Origin of the sequence: Desulfuromonas sp. KJ2020 (assembly GCF_024197615.1) — a bacterium.
Taxonomy (GTDB): domain Bacteria; phylum Desulfobacterota; class Desulfuromonadia; order Desulfuromonadales; family SZUA-540; genus SZUA-540.
Genome location: NZ_JAKUKE010000003.1, coordinates 1021604 through 1037189, shown reverse-complemented (window position 1 = coordinate 1037189; position 15586 = coordinate 1021604). Strand labels below are relative to the sequence as shown.

At 55.0% G+C, this 15586-nt stretch carries 16 protein-coding genes; 13 read left to right on the top strand and 3 right to left on the bottom strand.

Annotated elements, in window-relative coordinates:
* Entirely contained in the window at positions 1-1182 is a 1182-nt protein-coding gene (gene lptF / locus MJO47_RS13220) for an LPS export ABC transporter permease LptF (RefSeq protein ID WP_253961583.1), read from the bottom strand.
* 205 nt (positions 1183-1387) lie between these two features.
* Here lptF and rpsB point away from each other — a divergent pair, with 205 nt between their 5' ends.
* The 10 genes from rpsB (at position 1388) to coaBC (ending at position 10769) form a co-directional block, all read left to right on the top strand.
* Positions 1388-2170: a 30S ribosomal protein S2 gene (gene rpsB, locus MJO47_RS13215; protein WP_253961582.1), complete on the top strand. Its 783-nt coding sequence runs from the start codon at positions 1388-1390 to the stop codon at positions 2168-2170.
* Positions 2171-2311: 141 nt separating this feature from the next.
* Positions 2312-3229 (top strand): translation elongation factor Ts, encoded by a 918-nt coding sequence (gene tsf, locus MJO47_RS13210; RefSeq protein ID WP_371926681.1) that lies wholly within the window; start codon positions 2312-2314, stop codon positions 3227-3229.
* Positions 3230-3240: 11 nt separating this feature from the next.
* A complete protein-coding gene (gene pyrH / locus MJO47_RS13205) occupies positions 3241-3963 on the top strand; it encodes a UMP kinase (protein ID WP_253961581.1) in 723 nt (240 codons plus the stop codon).
* A gap of 5 nt (positions 3964-3968) precedes the next feature.
* On the top strand, positions 3969-4526 hold the full coding sequence (gene frr, locus MJO47_RS13200) for a ribosome recycling factor (RefSeq protein WP_253961580.1): 558 nt from the start codon (positions 3969-3971) through the stop codon (positions 4524-4526).
* Between the two features lie 33 nt (positions 4527-4559).
* On the top strand, positions 4560-4724 hold the full coding sequence (locus tag MJO47_RS13195; RefSeq protein WP_253961579.1) for a 4Fe-4S binding protein: 165 nt from the start codon (positions 4560-4562) through the stop codon (positions 4722-4724).
* A 200-nt stretch (positions 4725-4924) separates the two neighbouring features.
* Positions 4925-6097 (top strand): response regulator, encoded by a 1173-nt coding sequence (locus MJO47_RS13190; protein ID WP_253961578.1) that lies wholly within the window; start codon positions 4925-4927, stop codon positions 6095-6097.
* 75 nt (positions 6098-6172) lie between these two features.
* Entirely contained in the window at positions 6173-7774 is a 1602-nt protein-coding gene (locus MJO47_RS13185) for an NAD(P)/FAD-dependent oxidoreductase (RefSeq protein WP_253961577.1), read from the top strand.
* On the top strand, positions 7767-8915 hold the full coding sequence (locus MJO47_RS13180) for an HD domain-containing protein (protein ID WP_253961897.1): 1149 nt from the start codon (positions 7767-7769) through the stop codon (positions 8913-8915). The genes MJO47_RS13185 and MJO47_RS13180 overlap by 8 nt, the downstream gene beginning before the upstream one ends.
* The gene (locus MJO47_RS13175) at positions 8905-9534 is read left to right on the top strand and encodes an MBL fold metallo-hydrolase (RefSeq protein WP_253961576.1); all 630 of its coding nucleotides are present in this window, start codon (positions 8905-8907) and stop codon (positions 9532-9534) included. Before MJO47_RS13180 ends, MJO47_RS13175 begins: the two co-directional genes overlap by 11 nt.
* 29 nt (positions 9535-9563) lie before the next feature.
* Positions 9564-10769 (top strand): bifunctional phosphopantothenoylcysteine decarboxylase/phosphopantothenate--cysteine ligase CoaBC, encoded by a 1206-nt coding sequence (gene coaBC, locus MJO47_RS13170; RefSeq protein ID WP_253961575.1) that lies wholly within the window; start codon positions 9564-9566, stop codon positions 10767-10769.
* 12 nt (positions 10770-10781) lie between these two features.
* Here the strand turns inward: coaBC and MJO47_RS13165 are convergent, their stop codons facing one another.
* The gene (locus tag MJO47_RS13165) at positions 10782-11618 is read right to left on the bottom strand and encodes a zinc dependent phospholipase C family protein (RefSeq protein ID WP_371926680.1); all 837 of its coding nucleotides are present in this window, start codon (positions 11616-11618) and stop codon (positions 10782-10784) included.
* A gap of 137 nt (positions 11619-11755) precedes the next feature.
* On the opposite strand from MJO47_RS13165, the gene MJO47_RS13160 reads away from it, so the two are divergent.
* The 3 genes from MJO47_RS13160 to fetB are packed head-to-tail and all read left to right on the top strand — an operon-like array spanning position 11756 to position 14065.
* Positions 11756-12493 carry a uracil-DNA glycosylase family protein gene (locus tag MJO47_RS13160; RefSeq protein WP_253961573.1) on the top strand — a complete coding sequence of 246 codons (738 nt, stop codon included), beginning with the start codon at positions 11756-11758 and terminating at the stop codon, positions 12491-12493.
* On the top strand, positions 12490-13263 hold the full coding sequence (locus MJO47_RS13155) for an ATP-binding cassette domain-containing protein (RefSeq protein WP_253961572.1): 774 nt from the start codon (positions 12490-12492) through the stop codon (positions 13261-13263). Before MJO47_RS13160 ends, MJO47_RS13155 begins: the two co-directional genes overlap by 4 nt.
* 1 nt (position 13264) lies before the next feature.
* The gene (gene fetB, locus MJO47_RS13150) at positions 13265-14065 is read left to right on the top strand and encodes an iron export ABC transporter permease subunit FetB (protein WP_253961571.1); all 801 of its coding nucleotides are present in this window, start codon (positions 13265-13267) and stop codon (positions 14063-14065) included.
* Positions 14066-14100: 35 nt separating this feature from the next.
* On the opposite strand, the gene MJO47_RS13145 is transcribed toward fetB, so the two are convergent.
* Positions 14101-15528, bottom strand: a complete 1428-nt coding sequence (locus MJO47_RS13145) for a sigma-54 dependent transcriptional regulator (protein ID WP_253961570.1) — start codon at positions 15526-15528, stop codon at positions 14101-14103.
* Positions 15529-15586: the final 58 nt, after the last annotated feature.

Here is a 15586-nt window from a genome sequence, read left to right as displayed (position 1 = left end):
CTATCTCTTGCGTTGAATAAGGCGACGGAATCGATCCATGCCTTCAAGAAGAAGATCGAGAAGAACGAAACGTCTCTCCATGGCCGCTAGATGTAGAAGGTAGAGGCCGCCGGCCAGGAAAAGCATCGTCGGAGCCCACATTGTGGGAATTAATGGCAGAATTCCTTCGGTGGCCAGTGTTTTGGTAAAGGAAAAAAGGATGTAATAGACCAAAAAGACGATCAGTCCAATGGCGAATCCCCCTCCTTTGCCGGAGCGATGGGACTGGATGCCGAGCGGAATGCCGATAAGGGCAAAAAGGAGCGGGGCCAGGGGCAAAACCAGGCGCTTGTGCCACTGGACGCGGTAGCGCCGGCTTTCTTCCTCGGTTTTGGCCTCCCTGATCGCGGTGGCCAATTCGGAATGGCTCAGGTCCTTATCCTTTTTTTTGACGGTCTGGCCGTCTTCGAGCTCTTTTCCCATATTGAGGCTGATGTCGTAAGCGGAAAAAGCGATGGTCTGGTAGCTGTCTCCCTGGGCCGATTTTGGCGTACGATGGATGTTGCCGTTTTCGAGGCGAAGGGTCAGGGTGTATTTTCCCGGGTCCGAAAAAATGCGCCCTTGTTTCGCGAAGATTGTCGAGGCTTCGCTGTCCGTACGTTGGTCAGAAATAAAAACGCCCGTCATCAGGCCGTTCTGTGCGTCAAATTCGTTGGTATACAGGACAAGGCCATCAAATTCGTCGTTGAAAATCTTGGGGGAGATGCCCACCGTGGCCCTACTGGCGGCAATTTCGAAAACTTTACTGCGAAAAGCCGTATTGCCAGCCGGTTCGCCATAGAGGGTCAGCGCTCCTGTCAGTACGGAGGCCATGGCTGCCAGCAGAAAAACGGGTTTGAGCATGCCGTACAGGCTAAGGCCGGAAGCCTTGAGGGCAACCGTTTCACTCTCGGAAGAGAGTCGTCCGAACCCGAGCAGCACTCCCAGCAAAAAAGAAAGCGGAATGGTGATAACCAGAAATGCGGGAAGCAGATAGGCGAAAAGGAGGAATATCTCTTTCGCCGGCACCCCTTTGTTAAGCACCATCTCGACCAGCCTGATGATCCTGCCCATGAGGATCATCAGGGTAAAGACGCTCAGACCCAGCAGGGCTGGGGTCGCTATTTCCTTCGCAATGTATCGGTGAATTCGGGAGGCTGGCATGGCTGGAGATAATATCGGGTTATCGATTCCTTGTAAACTGTAATCCTGAAATTTTTCTTGAACTCCCGAGGTGGTCATGGTATAGACACGCGTTATCCTAAAACGCACGCTCTCGGATCCGACCGGAAGGTGCCCCCTGATAGGACAGGGGGATCCGGAGGAAAAGAAGGGAGCGGAGGCAATCAACCGCAAGAAGGAGAAAAGCATGTCTCAGATCAGCATGAAGCAACTGCTGGAAGCCGGTGTCCATTTCGGCCACCAGACCCGTCGTTGGAACCCCAAGATGAAGCCCTATATCTTCGGGGCGCGCAATGGTATTTATATCATTGACCTGCAGAAAACCGTTCGTTACTTCAAAAATGCCTACAGCTTCATTAAGGAGACCGTAGAGCGTGGTGACAAGGTTCTTTTTGTCGGGACCAAAAAACAGGCCCAGGATGCCATCAAGGAAGAGAGCCTGCGGGCTGAGCAGTATTTTGTCAATGACCGCTGGCTCGGTGGCATGCTCACGAACTTCTCTACCATCAAGGGGAGCATCGATCGTCTCAAGAAGATTGAGACCATGAGCACGGACGGTACCTACGATCTTCTGCCCAAAAAAGAAGTCCTGCAGCTTGAGCGGGAAAAAACCAAGCTTGAAAAGAGCCTTGGCGGCATCAAGAGCATGGCCAAAATGCCCGGTGCTATCTTCGTGATTGATCCCAAGAAAGAAACTATCGCGGTCAAAGAAGCCCGTAAGCTGGGTATTCCGGTTGTTGCAGTCGTCGACACCAACTGCGATCCTGACGATATCGACTATCTCATCCCCGGCAATGACGACGCTATCCGGGCCATTCGTCTGTTCACTGCCCGTATTGCCGATGCCTGCGTAGAAGGTGGTCAGGCCAGGGAAGCCGCGATTCGTACCAAACAGGAAGGCGCTGACGAGGCTCCGGAAGAGGCCGCTGCAAAAGAGGCCCCTGCTCAGGAAACTCCGGTGGAAGCCTGACTCTTCAGAACGGGTTATTTATTTCAGGCGACCGGTTATCCGGTCGCCTTTTCTCCGAAATAGGGGGACGATCTCTGGTGGTAGTACGCCTAAGGCATACTGGGTAAAGGTCCCTAATCATACAGACAGAGGAGGATTTCTGTGGCAAATATTACTGCATCAATGGTTTCCGAACTGCGCGCCAAGACCGGCGCGGGGATGATGGATTGCAAAAAAGCGCTGACCGAGGCCAACGGCGACATGGAAGAAGCAGTCAGCATCCTGCGCAAAAAAGGTCTTTCCGCCGCCGCTAAAAAGGCCGGCCGCGCTGCGGCTGAAGGGATGGTCGTGGCTGATGGCAATGACTCGGTGGGTGTGCTGGTTGAAGTCAACGCCGAAACGGATTTTGTAGCCAAAAACGAAGCCTTTCAGAAGTTCTGCGCCGGAGTAGCCAGCCTTGTCGTCGAAAAGGCCCCGGCTGATGTTGACGCCCTGATGTCTCTCGACTATCCCGGTACGGGCCGTACCGTTCTGGAAGAGCAGAATCATCAGGTCGCCACTATCGGCGAGAATATCGGTGTGCGGCGCTTCGCCCGTTTCGAGGCACCTGCTGCCGTCGAAGCCACCTATATTCACGGGGTTGGTAAGATCGGCGTGCTGATTGAGTTGACCACTGACAAAAAAAACGAGGCCAAAGTCGCCGACGTGGCCCGCCAACTGGCCATGCACGTGGCCGCCGCCAATCCCCAATACCTGAACCGGGAGGCCGTGCCTGCCGAGGTGGTTGAAAAAGAAAAAGAAATTATGCGGGTTAAAGCCCTTAACAGCGGCAAGCCTGAAAAAATCATCGACAAAATCATCGAGGGACAGATCAACAAGTTCTTCGGTGAAGTCTGTTTGGTTGAGCAGGCTTTTGTCATCGATCCTGATCTGACGATCAACAAGGTTCTGGGCAATCTCGGCAAGGAAATCGGCAGCGACGTTCAGCTGTCGCGCTTTGTCCGTTATCAGCTTGGCGAAGGTCTGGAGAAGAAGCAGGATGATTTCGCTGCGGAAGTGGCGGCTCTGAGCAGCAACTAAACGGAGAACTCATGGCTGACAAACCGATATACCGGCGAATTCTGCTCAAACTCAGTGGCGAGGCCCTGGCCGGAGAGCAGGGTTACGGCATTGACCCGGACGTTATTTCCTCCATCGCGGCTGAAATCAAGGAGCTTGTCGACCTTAAGATACAGGTCGCCTTGGTGATTGGCGGGGGTAACATTTTCCGTGGGGTGGCCGCGGCTTCCCGCGGAATGGACAGAGCCAGTGCCGACTATATGGGGATGATCGCCACCGTGATGAACAGTCTGGCTCTTCAGGATGCCTTGGAGAAGACGGGCGTCGTCACGCGGGTTCAGTCTGCCATCGAAATGCAGGAAGTTGCCGAACCCTACATCCGCCGGCGCGCTGTACGCCACCTGGAAAAAGGGCGGGTGGTCATCTTCGGTGCCGGTACCGGTAACCCCTATTTCACCACCGATACCGCCGCCAGCCTGCGAGCCATGGAAATTAACGCGGATGTTATTCTCAAGGCCACGAAGGTTGATGGTGTCTATAATGCGGATCCCGCCAAGGATAAATCCGCTGTCAAATTCGACACACTGACCTATCTGGAGGTTCTGCAGAAAGGGCTGCAGGTTATGGATGCCACAGCGACCTCCCTGTGTATGGACAATAAACTTCCTATTGTGGTATTCAATCTCACCCAACGCGGCAATATCAAAAAGGTCGTGCTGGGTGAAGAAATTGGTACCATCGTCAAAGGAGGGTGAAAGCCATGTATAAAGATGTGCTCGACAACGCTCGGCAGAACATGGACAAGGCTCTTGACAATCTCAAGCGGGAGTTTTCCCGTGTCCGCACGGGCCGCGCCAACGTCTCGCTGCTTGATGAGGTCCGGGTCAACTATTACGGCACGCCGACTCCACTCAACCAGGTGGGCACACTCACTGTGCCCGAGCCCCGGTTGATCACGATTCAGCCCTGGGAAAAGCAGTTGATTCCCGAAATCGAAAAAGCGATTTTCAAAGCCGACCTTGGCTTAAATCCCTCTTCTGATGGGCAACTGGTGCGTATTGCCATCCCGCCTCTGACTGAAGATCGACGCAAAGAGATGGTCAAGCAGGTCCGACGCATGGGGGAAGATGCCAAGGTGGCTGTCCGCAATGTGCGTCGCGATGGCAATGATACCCTCAAAAAGCTGGAAAAGGACAAAGAGATTTCTGAGGATGATCTCAAGCGGGCTGAGAAGGAAGTGCAGGATATCACCGACGCCCATATTAAGAAAATCGACGACACTGTCGCCCACAAAGAAACAGAAATCATGGAGATCTGATCTCCATTGTTAATCACCTGAAGGAGAATGAACATGGCTCTTAAAATCACTGAAGATTGCATTGCCTGCGGTACCTGTGTTGATTCCTGCCCTGTCGGCGCCATTGTGGAAGCCGGTGATAAGTACACGATCACCGATGACTGCACCGAGTGCCAGGCCTGCCTCGACTCCTGTCCGGTCAACGCGATCACCGTCTAGTCGTTAAAGGGGCGCTCTGGTAGCGCCCCTTTTGTTTGGTTGTTAAGCAATCTCTTTTTCTGCCTGCCCCTTTTCCCTGAATCAGATCGTTCCCCTTCCTGCCGATAGCCTGTCTTCATCGGGATTTCCCTTGTCAAATTCTCATCCTGACGGTATCCTACCGCTCATTTCATGAACCATTGATCCAGGAGCGTCGCGTCATGCCCGATCGAATACTGGTCGTTGATGATGAGAAAATCATTCTTGAACTCACATCCATGATCCTTAAAAGCAAGGGCTTTGAGGTGTTAACCGCCGGTGGGGGCGAAGAGGGCCTGCGGCTGGTCGAAGAGCACCGTCCGAGCGTGGTCCTGCTTGATTACATGATGCCGGTCATGGATGGCATGACAGTTCTCAAAAAGATTCGGAAAAGTTTTCCCGATACGTATGTCATTATGTTCACCGGCAAGGGCAGTGAAGAGATTGCCGTTGAACTCATGAAGGCCGGAGCCTCCGATTACGTTCTTAAGCCCTTCAACAATCAGGATCTGGTTGAACGCATCGAAAACGTCCTCAAGATCAGGCGGGTCGAACTTTTAAACAAGGAGCTTCGCCTCGAACGGGAACGTCTGCTGCGGGAGATCGAGGAGTGGAATCTCGAACTTGAGCGTCGCGTCGCCCAAAAGTCCTGTGAACTCGAAAAAGCCCACGCGGAAATCGTGCAGGCGGAAAAGTTGGCAACCCTGGGGCATCTGTCGGCCGGCATGGCCCATGAAATTCGCAATCCTCTCAATTCCATCAGCCTCTTTGCCCAGATTCTCAAACCGGTATTGGCCGAAGATGCCGAAAAGGCTTCCTATATCGATAAAATCCTGAAAGAAGTGGATCGCATCGATGACATTTTGGTCAAATTGCTTGCAGCCAGCAAACGTCCGCGCTTTGAACTGCAGAACCTGTCCTTGGGCGATGTTATCCAAAATTGTCTGTCAAGTTTCCAGGAACAACTGACCAACCAGGACATCGAGGTGAAACTGGATTTGCGTCCGTCCTCCCCCATCCAGGCCGACCCCGCCGAATTTGAACAGGTCTTTAACAACCTTTTCGCCAATGCCATTTACGAAATGCCGCAGGGGGGGACGTTAAGTGTCTCTCTGCAGCAGGACAATACGCATCTGGACATCACTGTATCGGATACCGGCGGTGGAATATCCCCTGAACACATCAATATGATTTTCGATCCTTTCTTCACGACTAAAAAGAAAGGCACGGGGTTTGGGCTCTCCGTTGTTCTGCGCATTATCAAGACTTACAATGGTCATATCTCCGTCGATACCCAGGAAGGCCGGGGCAGTGTATTCAATATCCGGCTGCCTGTGGCCCAAGCCTTAACCTGACCCCGTTTCCATGTTCTGCTGCCACCCGATATTTTTATACAGAGCAATAGCCCTTTCATTGAAAAAGGGGAGGATATGCCTCTTCGATTGAGGGATCTTACCCTGGATCTCGATCAGGACGAATCGCTGCTTGTCTCTCTCGTCGCTGAAGAACTTGGCCTCCCAAGGGGAGAGGTGCAAGATCTCCGTGTGGTGCGTCAGGGGATTGATGCGCGTAAAAAACCGCGCATTCTCAGGGTCTATACCGTTGAGTTTCTGGTCAAGGACGAGGAGGCAGTTTTAAAACGGCATGGGAAGAACGCTCGTTTGGAACGGACGGTTCCACCACTCTGCTGTGAGGCGAAGAACTTGTCTCTGCCAGGCCGGATTCTGGTTGTTGGCATGGGGCCGGCGGGTCTGTTCGCGGCACTGCGCCTCGCTCAGTGCGGTTTTTCGGTGACCTTGCTGGAAAGAGGTCGACCCGTTGAAGACCGGGTCAGGGATGTGAGGGATTTCTGGAGAGGTAAAGGGCTCTGTCCGGAAAGCAATGTGCAGTTTGGGGAAGGGGGGGCCGGCACCTTTTCCGACGGTAAATTGACCACCCGCGTCAATCATCCCTGGACGCGCCTCGTGCTGGAGACTTTGGTCCGTTTTGGCGCTCCCGCTGATATCCTCATCCAGGCCAAACCCCACGTGGGGACGGACAGGCTGCGCCTGGTTCTGATCAACTTTCGCCATGAACTTACCCGGCTTGGGGTCGATATTCGCTACCAAGCCAAGCTTACGGGTATCCTGACGCATAAAGGGCAGATTTCCGGAGCTCTGCTTGACGATGGTCAGTCTATCGACTGCGACGCTCTGGTATTGGCGCCGGGCCACAGCGCCCGTGACACCTATGAGATGCTGGCGTCCGCCGGGGTGCGTATGCAGGCCAAGCCTTTTGCTGTCGGGGTCCGGGTCGAACATCCGTCCGAGTGGATCAACACCATTCAGTACGGATTTCCCCATCACCCCCGTCTGCCAGCTGCCGAATATGCACTGACCTGCAACAATCCACAGAGTGGGCGTGGAACCTATTCCTTCTGTATGTGCCCTGGTGGCGAGGTGGTGGTCGCCTCCTCTGAAGCCGGGGGCGTGGTGGTCAACGGCATGAGTTATCTGAACCGGTCCGGTCCTTTTTCCAACAGTGCCCTGGTCGTGAGTGTACGCCCGGAAGATTTCAACGGCGATGATTGCCTGGCGGGTATGCGGTTCCAGCGCGAACTGGAAAAAAAAGCCTTTCTGGCCGGGGGTGGTGATTACAACGCCCCGGCCCAAAATCTGATGGATTTCCTGGGCCTTGATAAGCTGCCACTGCCTTCCGCCTCCAGTTGCCGACCGGGTATCCGGCCGGTTGAGCTTGAGGCGCTGCTACCGGTCTTTGTTACACAGGAACTGCGGCAGGCCCTGCCCGTCTTCAATCGCCGCATGAAGGGATTTATCTGCCCTGAGGCTGTTCTTATCGGTCTGGAGACCCGAACTTCCGCTCCGTTGCGTATTCTGCGCGGTGAGGATGGCCAATCCCTTTCCCATCCTGGACTGTACCCTGCCGGAGAGGGCGCCGGCTATGCTGGCGGCATTATGAGTGCGGCTCTGGACGGGTTGAAAGTCGCCGAATATATCGCCCAGAAAAAAAAGGATGAGCATGGAACTGTCTAAAACATACATTGCGAACATTCGAGAGAGAGACTTTGTCGACAGCCCTTTTCTGGTCAGGGACAAGGTCATGGCCATGGCCAAAAATGGCAAGCCCTATATGACCTTAAAGCTTGTGGATCGCACCGGTGAAGTCGAAGGCCGGGTCTGGGACCGGGTGGACGAGTTCAATGGCCTTTTTGGGAAAGATGACTTTATCCGGGTCAAAGGCAAGGCCAGCGTTTATTTGGGGAAAATGCAACTGGTGGTACAGGAGATCGAACGTCTGGCTGAAAAAAGCGTCTCCCTCGCCGATTTTCTGCCGGTAAGTTCCCGGGATACTCAGGTCATGGCGACCGAACTGCGGCAAAAGGTCGATTCCCTCAAAAATCCCCATCTCCGGGCCCTGCTGAAAGTTTTCCTGGATGATTCCGACTTTTTGCAGGCCTACTGCAAGGCGCCCGCCGCCAAGTCGATGCATCACGTTTATCTCGGCGGCCTGCTTGAGCATTCTCTGGCCGTGGCCGATCTTGCCGACGATATCTGTAGGCGGTATTCTGAACTGGACCGTGATCTTCTGGTCGCGGGAGCCTTGCTGCACGATATCGGCAAAGTCGACGAGCTTCGTTATGTCAGAACCTTCGACTACACGGATGAAGGCAAGCTTCTGGGGCACATCGTCATGGGCGTGGAGATGATCGACGAAAAGCTTCGGGGACTCGAAAATTTCCCCCGCCCGCTCGCTTTGCTCCTCAAACATCTGCTTCTGTCCCACCACGGCCAGTACGAGTACGGTTCGCCCAAGCGGCCCAAAACGATGGAGGCTGTGGTTCTCAATTTTATTGACGACTTGGATGCCAAGATCAACGGTGTTCGCACCCACATTGAAAAAGAACCGGACAGCGACAGCGCCTGGACCAGCTATCATCGGCTGTATGATCGCTATTTTTTCAAGCCGCAAAACCTGGCCGAGCCGACGGGCACCCCTAATGAAGAGCAGGAAAGGGAGGTTGTCATGAAGCCGGCGTCTCCGGCCCGGCCAGCCGCCCGCCCCAAAAATGACAAAAAGCCTTCTTTCGGCTTTTCTCTCGCGGATCAATTGAAAGGCAAAAGTCTGGATCTTTTTGCCGCCAACCCGGAAAAGGAGGAAGGCGATGATCGTTGAATGTCTCACTGTTGGCCCCTTGCAGGTTAACTGTTTTATCGTTGTGGATGAACTTTCGCAGACGGCCATGGTGGTGGATCCGGGGGATGAGGGAGAGCGCATCTGGCAGTTTCTTCAAAAAAAGGGTTGGACTCTGACGGCTATCGTCAATACCCACGGACACTTCGATCACATTGGTGGCAACCGTTTCCTGGTTGAAAAAACCGGGGCGTCTCTCATGATTCACCGTGACGATTTGCCTCTTTTGCAAAATGCCGCACAGCACGCCGCTATTTACGGGTTGAAAACCACTTCTTCGCCAGAACCACAACGCCTGCTGGCTGAGGGCGAGGTGCTGAATCTGGGCGATCTGGCGTTTTCCGTGCTCCACGTGCCCGGACATTCTCCCGGTGGCATCTGCCTCTATGGGGAGGGGCATCTTTTCGCTGGCGACGTCCTTTTTGCCGGTTCTGTGGGCCGAACGGACCTCCCTGGCGGTGATCACGACATCCTGATTCAGGGCATCAGGCAGAAGCTGCTTGTATTGCCGGAACAGACCGTTGTCCATACCGGCCATGGCCCCGATACGACGATCGGAAGGGAAAAGCGATCCAATCCTTTTGTCGGGTTCGGCAGCTGAAACTTTTAAGGCCGAAGGGAGAATGTGGAATGCTGAAAGGGAAAAAAATTGTTCTGGGCGTGTCCGGTGGCATTGCCGTCTACAAGGCTGTTGAACTTTTGAGGCTTTACGTGAAGGCTGGGGCGGATGTTTTTGTGATCATGACAAAAAACGCTCAGGAGTTTGTGACTCCCCTTACGTTCCAGACCCTGTCAGGCAATCCCGTCCACACGGAATTGTTCGATCTTTTCCAGGAAAAAGAGATAGGTCATATTTCGCTGGCCGACCGGGCTGACCTGTTTGTCCTCGCCCCGGCTACGGCCAATCTGATCGGCAAAGTCGCTGGCGGCATAGCCGATGACCTGCTGACCACCACCATCATGGCCACCAAGGCCCCGGTTCTTTTCGTGCCCGCCATGAACGTGAATATGTGGGAAAATCCCCTCTATCGACAAAATGAAGAGAAGCTCAAATCTGTCGGTTACCAGGTGATGGAGCCGGCTCTGGGTATGTTGGCCTGTGGCTGGGAAGGGAAGGGGAAGCTGCCCGATCCTGCCGATATCCTGGCCGAAACCGAAAGACTGCTCCACCCGCGGGACCTGGCGGGAGAAACGGTCCTCGTCACGGCTGGTCCTACCCGAGAGGAAATAGATCCAGTCCGCTACATCAGCAACTATTCTTCCGGAAAAATGGGATATGCCATCGCTCGGGCCGCTTTCCTGCGCGGCGCCCGTGTCGTGCTGATTTCAGGTCCTACCTGTCTTGTTCCTCCTTGCGGTTTGGAGTTCCATCGTGTCGGCAGCGCCCGTGAAATGCAGCAGGTCGTGCGGCAATTTGCCGATGAGGCCAGCATCCTGATCAAGGCTGCCGCCGTGGCGGATTATCGTCCCGCCCAGGCTTCTTTGCGCAAAATCAAGAAGGAGCAGACCGACAATCTCCAGCTTACCCTGGAAAAAAACCCCGATATTCTGGCAGAACTTGGTCAGAACAAGGGGAAGCGCCTTTTAATAGGTTTTGCGGCGGAGACGGATGATCTGTTGGAAAACGCCGCCCGCAAACTTCGGGATAAAAATCTGGATCTGATTGTCGCCAACGATGTCACCGAAGCGGGTGCCGGCTTTGATGTCGATACGAATGTCGTCAGGTTTCTCTTCGCCGATGGCAGCCGGGAGGCTTTGCCGCAGATGAGCAAGGATGAAGTGGCCCATGCCTTGCTCGATCGGATCAAACGTCTGAAGGAACAGCGCAATAATTGAGTTGGCTGGCTGTCAGGTCTGGGAAAGCATGGCGAGGAGCTGATCCGGCTGCGTGATGCCGGCCCGAAATTGCGGACGCAATTCGGTGATGATGTTTTCCGCTTCTTTTTCCGGCAACTTGCCGTCAAGCCAGAGCAGATTGAGGTTTTTGCGAATCATTTTAGCGGCATGCAGGGCCCGTTCTCCCGTCGGATCGGCTTTCCAGTAGGGACTGCCCTCGCCGTGGACCAGGACGCTTTCCGTTGCCTCGCGAGCCAAGCCGAGATATTCCTCGTGATATTCCTCGGGAAGCACCCATTTGGAAGTTGTGGACAGGGAACGGATCATTTTCTGCCATTGCTGCAGGCGGTTGAGCAGCAGCAGTGAATTGAAAAGCCTCTTGTTGGTCGTGAAAGAAAAGATGGTGTCCGAGAGCACCGATCGCAGCATGCGGTCATTGTCCTGAAAGTTTTTCCGGGCCACTGTCCGGGCCAATTCCCAGATGGCCGGATCGACCTTGGCCTCCAATCGAAGCTCCCAATAGGCATGTTTCAGCAGAATTGTGTTGAAGGTGCGCACCATCTTGAAGGGAACGAAATAGGAATGCGCCACGGTGTCAGCGGCCAGATGGCTCAGATAGCCATAGGCGCAGGCCAGTTGGGAGTCGCTTTTGGCTGCCTCCAGAATTTTTTTGCCCATTCGCCAGCTATGACAATGATTGAGATAGTGGGTGTGCTTTTTGCCGAGGGTGATGTCGGCGCTCATACAGCCATAGAGGTAGTCGTTGGGGTAGGCGGAGAGCAGAGTCTGCAGGGCGGGGGCCAGGATGGAGAGGTTGGAGAGAATATGCGACCCCAGTTGCAGGTGCACCCCGACCCCCCAGGCGTAGGCATCTGCAGGCAATAACAGGAATAAAAAAAAGAGTAGTATCGTGGAAAAAGCCATAGGCTAAAATGTCTCGGTTTTTTCTAAAGATTAGTCCACCACCGGCGTGATGTAAAGGGCTTATGGGGAACGATGTAAAACAACAAATCCTGGAAATTTTAGGGCAGACGAAAAGCCTGCTCGAGGATTTAGCCTTATCGGGAACCCACGAAATCCCCGTGATTCCCCGGGCTGAAGCCTTGCCGCGCTGCGAGCTCCCCCCCAGTGGAGGAGGGCAGGGGGCGGCTGTGCTTTGTCAGCGGGAGAGTCTTGAGGAAATTCTGACGGATCTCGGCGATTGCCGTCGCTGTCCCCTTTGTGAGGGTCGTAAAAATATTGTTTTTGGTGTGGGCAATCCGCAGGCGCGGTTGGTCCTGGTTGGGGAGGCGCCAGGGCGTGAGGAAGATGAGAAGGGAGAACCTTTTGTCGGCGAGGCAGGGCGACTCTTGGACCGAATTCTTCACGCCATGGGGCTGGGGCGCGACCAGGTCTATATCTGCAACGTGGAAAAATGCCGCCCCCCTGGCAACCGCGATCCTCGCCTGGAAGAAATCGAGGCCTGCGAACCCTTTCTTATCCGTCAATTGGCATCCATACGGCCCAGCGTGATCGTGGCTCTCGGCAAATTTGCCGCCCAGACCCTGTTGCGGGACCAAACCTCCATCACCCGCCTCCGGGGGACTTGGAAGGATTACCACGGTATTCCTCTCATGCCCACCTACCACCCGGCCTATCTGCTGAGAAATCCCTCAGGAAAGCAGGAGGTCTGGGAGGATATGAAGCAGGTGCTCAAGCGGCTTCAGCAGAGCGAGCAGGGATGACGGCCGCCAAGGGATCTTTGTTGGAGATACAGGGTGTCGGTGTCACACGCCGGGACGCCGAAGGGTCGTCCGTCGACATTCTCAGGGATATCGACTTGGGGGCTCAGCCTGGCCGGCTGACCGTGGTCTTTGGCCCTTCCGGCGGCGGAAAGTCGACTCTAATAAGGCTGTTGAATCGGCTTGAAGAACCGAGCGCCGGCAAAATTCTTCTTGGCGGAGAAGATGTCATTCGTCTGGATCCTATTCTTTTGCGCCGGCGTGTCGGGCTCGTGCCGCAGCGGCCCTTCATGTTTCCTGGCACCGTACTGGACAATCTGCAACGCCCCTTCGCCTATCGCCGTCAGGCTCCGCCCTCCGTGGATAGTACAGAGATCCTCACCGTCCTGGAGGCTTGTCGCCTTTCCCGCGAGATGCTGACCCGGCCGGCCCGCGCGCTGTCCATCGGGCAGCAGCAGCGGGTTTGTCTGGCGCGAACACTCATAACCGATCCGGAAGTACTGCTTCTTGACGAACCGACCAGCGCGCTTGACCGGCCGACAGGGGACCGCCTGGGGCAGATGCTGAAAGACATCTGCCGGACGCGCAACCTGACGCTGGTTATGGTCAGTCATGACCTGCGCATGGTCGAACACATCGGGGATTATCTTTACTACCTTGATGGTGGTTCTATCCTGGAGGAGGGAAGCGCCGACGATGTCCTGAGTCGTCCCCAGACCGACTCGCTTCGCCGCTTCCTGGCGGAACCCTGGGAACGCGCGGTGGAGAATTAGGATGGAACAGGCGGAACTCATTGTTCTTGACACCATTGACCTGGTCTGGGCCTACGGCCTGATTCTGTTGACCTTCGGTCTGGCGAGGCTGCAGAAGGTTGGGCAGGAAAAACAGTTTCTGTGGGCCTCTGTGCGCATGGTCGCCCAACTGTTGGCCATCGGCTATACTTTGCACCTTGTTTTTGCCATCCGCAGCCCTTTGCCCGTTCTGCTCATCCTGCTGGTCATGGCCGGGTTTTCTGTCCAGGTCATGGCCGGGCGCGTCAAAGGAAAGATGCCCGGCTTTTACAAGGTCGTCGGTGTCGCCATCCTTGTTGGCTGTGGTCTGGTCTCTTTCTATTTCTGCCTGGTGGTGGTGGGGTTCACTCCCTGGTACGACCCGCGCTATCTGATTCCCCTGGTTGGGATGATCATCGGCAATTCCATGAATGGCGCCAGTCTGGCGGCCGAACGACTGCATAGCGAACTGGCGGAGAGAAAGGACGAGATTGAAACGGCCCTCTGCCTGGGGGCGTCGGCTCGACAGGCTTCGCAGGAGGCCATGCGCAGCGCCTTCAGGGCGGCCCTGATTCCAGCGACCAATACCATGGCCGCCATGGGAATCGTTTCTCTTCCAGGCATGATGACCGGTCAGATCCTGTCGGGCACCGAGCCCGTTGTGGCCGTCAAATACCAGATCGCCATCATGTGCGCCATTACCGGTGCCGTAGCCATCACGACTTTTCTGATTGTGCACCGGGGTTATCGCGCCTACTTTTCCCGGGCGCACCAGCTTCTTGATCTTTCAGCGCCAAGATCCTGATGGGCCGATTGGCTGACTCCTGTGTGAGCAGAAGTTCAGATGCGGCTCGACTCGGCAGAGCGTGGTTTGTGATGGGGGTTGTCGAGGCTCAGCCGCTTCATTTTTTCCACCAGGGTTGTGCGATTGATCTGCAGCAGCGCTGCGGCCCTGGCCTTGACCCCCTGGCTCAACTCCAGCGCTTCCAGAATCATTCCCCGTTCGATATCCGCCAGGACCTGCTCCATGTCGAGCCCTGATCCTCCCACTTTCGGGGTCATGAAGTCAGGGCCCGAGGCTTTATAGTCACCGCCGCCGACGTGCTGAGGCAGGTCCCGCCTCTCAATGCTCTCTCCGTCCGTGAGGGCAACGGTTCGTTCAATGACGTTTTCCATCTCGCGGACGTTCCCCGGCCAATCATACCTTTCAAGGGCCTGCATGGCCTCGGGGGAAAGGGACATGAGGGGCCGCTTCATCTCCTTGCAGGTTTTCTGCAGAAAATGCCGCGCCAACAAGGCGATATCCTCGCGGCGGTCCCGCAGCGGTGGTAGCAGGATAGGGATGACGTTGAGGCGGTAATAGAGATCTTCCCTGAATAATCCCCTTTTGACCTGCTCTTCCAGGTTGGCGTTGGTCGCCGACACGACCCGAACGTTGAGTTTGATTTTTTTACTCCCGCCGACCCGTTCGACTTCCTGTTCCTGCAATACCCGCAACAGCTTCATCTGCAGATGCATCGGCATGGTGCCGATCTCGTCCAGAAAGATCGTTCCATTATTGGCGACTTCGAATTTGCCGGATTTGTCCAGCACCGCGCCGGTAAAAGAGCCACGCACATGGCCAAAAAGTTCGCTTTCGAGCAGATCGGCCGGAATCGCCCCACAGTTGATGGCGACAAAGGGCTGCTCCTTGCGGCTGCTGTTGTAGTGGATGGCGCGGGCGACAAGTTCCTTGCCGGTCCCCGATTCACCCAGGATAAGAATAGTTGAATCGGTCTGCACAATTTTTTCCATGCGGGAAAAAACCTGCTGGATGGCCAAGCTGTTGCCGATGATGTTTTCAAACTTGTATTTGCCGCGCAGTTGCTGACGCAGATACAGGTTTTCGGCGACCAGCTGGCTTTTTTCCAGTGCCTTGGCCACCAGCACCTTGAGCTTTTCGATATTGAACGGTTTGGTGATGTAGTCGAACGCCCCTTCTTTCATGGCCTCGACGGCCGTTTCGGCTGAGGCATTTCCTGTAATCAGGATGACATTGGTGTAGGGGGAGTCGGCTTTGACCTTTTTGAGGATGTCGATGCCGCTGACGCCCGGCAGAAAAAGATCCGTTATGACGATCTCAAAAGGAGTGCTCTGCATGATTTGCAGCGCTTCTTCACCGGAATCCGTCGACTGGACCCTGTAACCGGCGCTGGTCAGCAGCATAGACAGCGCATCCCTGTTGTTGGCTTCATCGTCGATGATCAAAATCTGTGAAAGGTTGTTCATGGCATCTCCGGGAAGGAGGGAAGGGGGCGTCATATCTTTGACGGTTTGTACCTTAGCA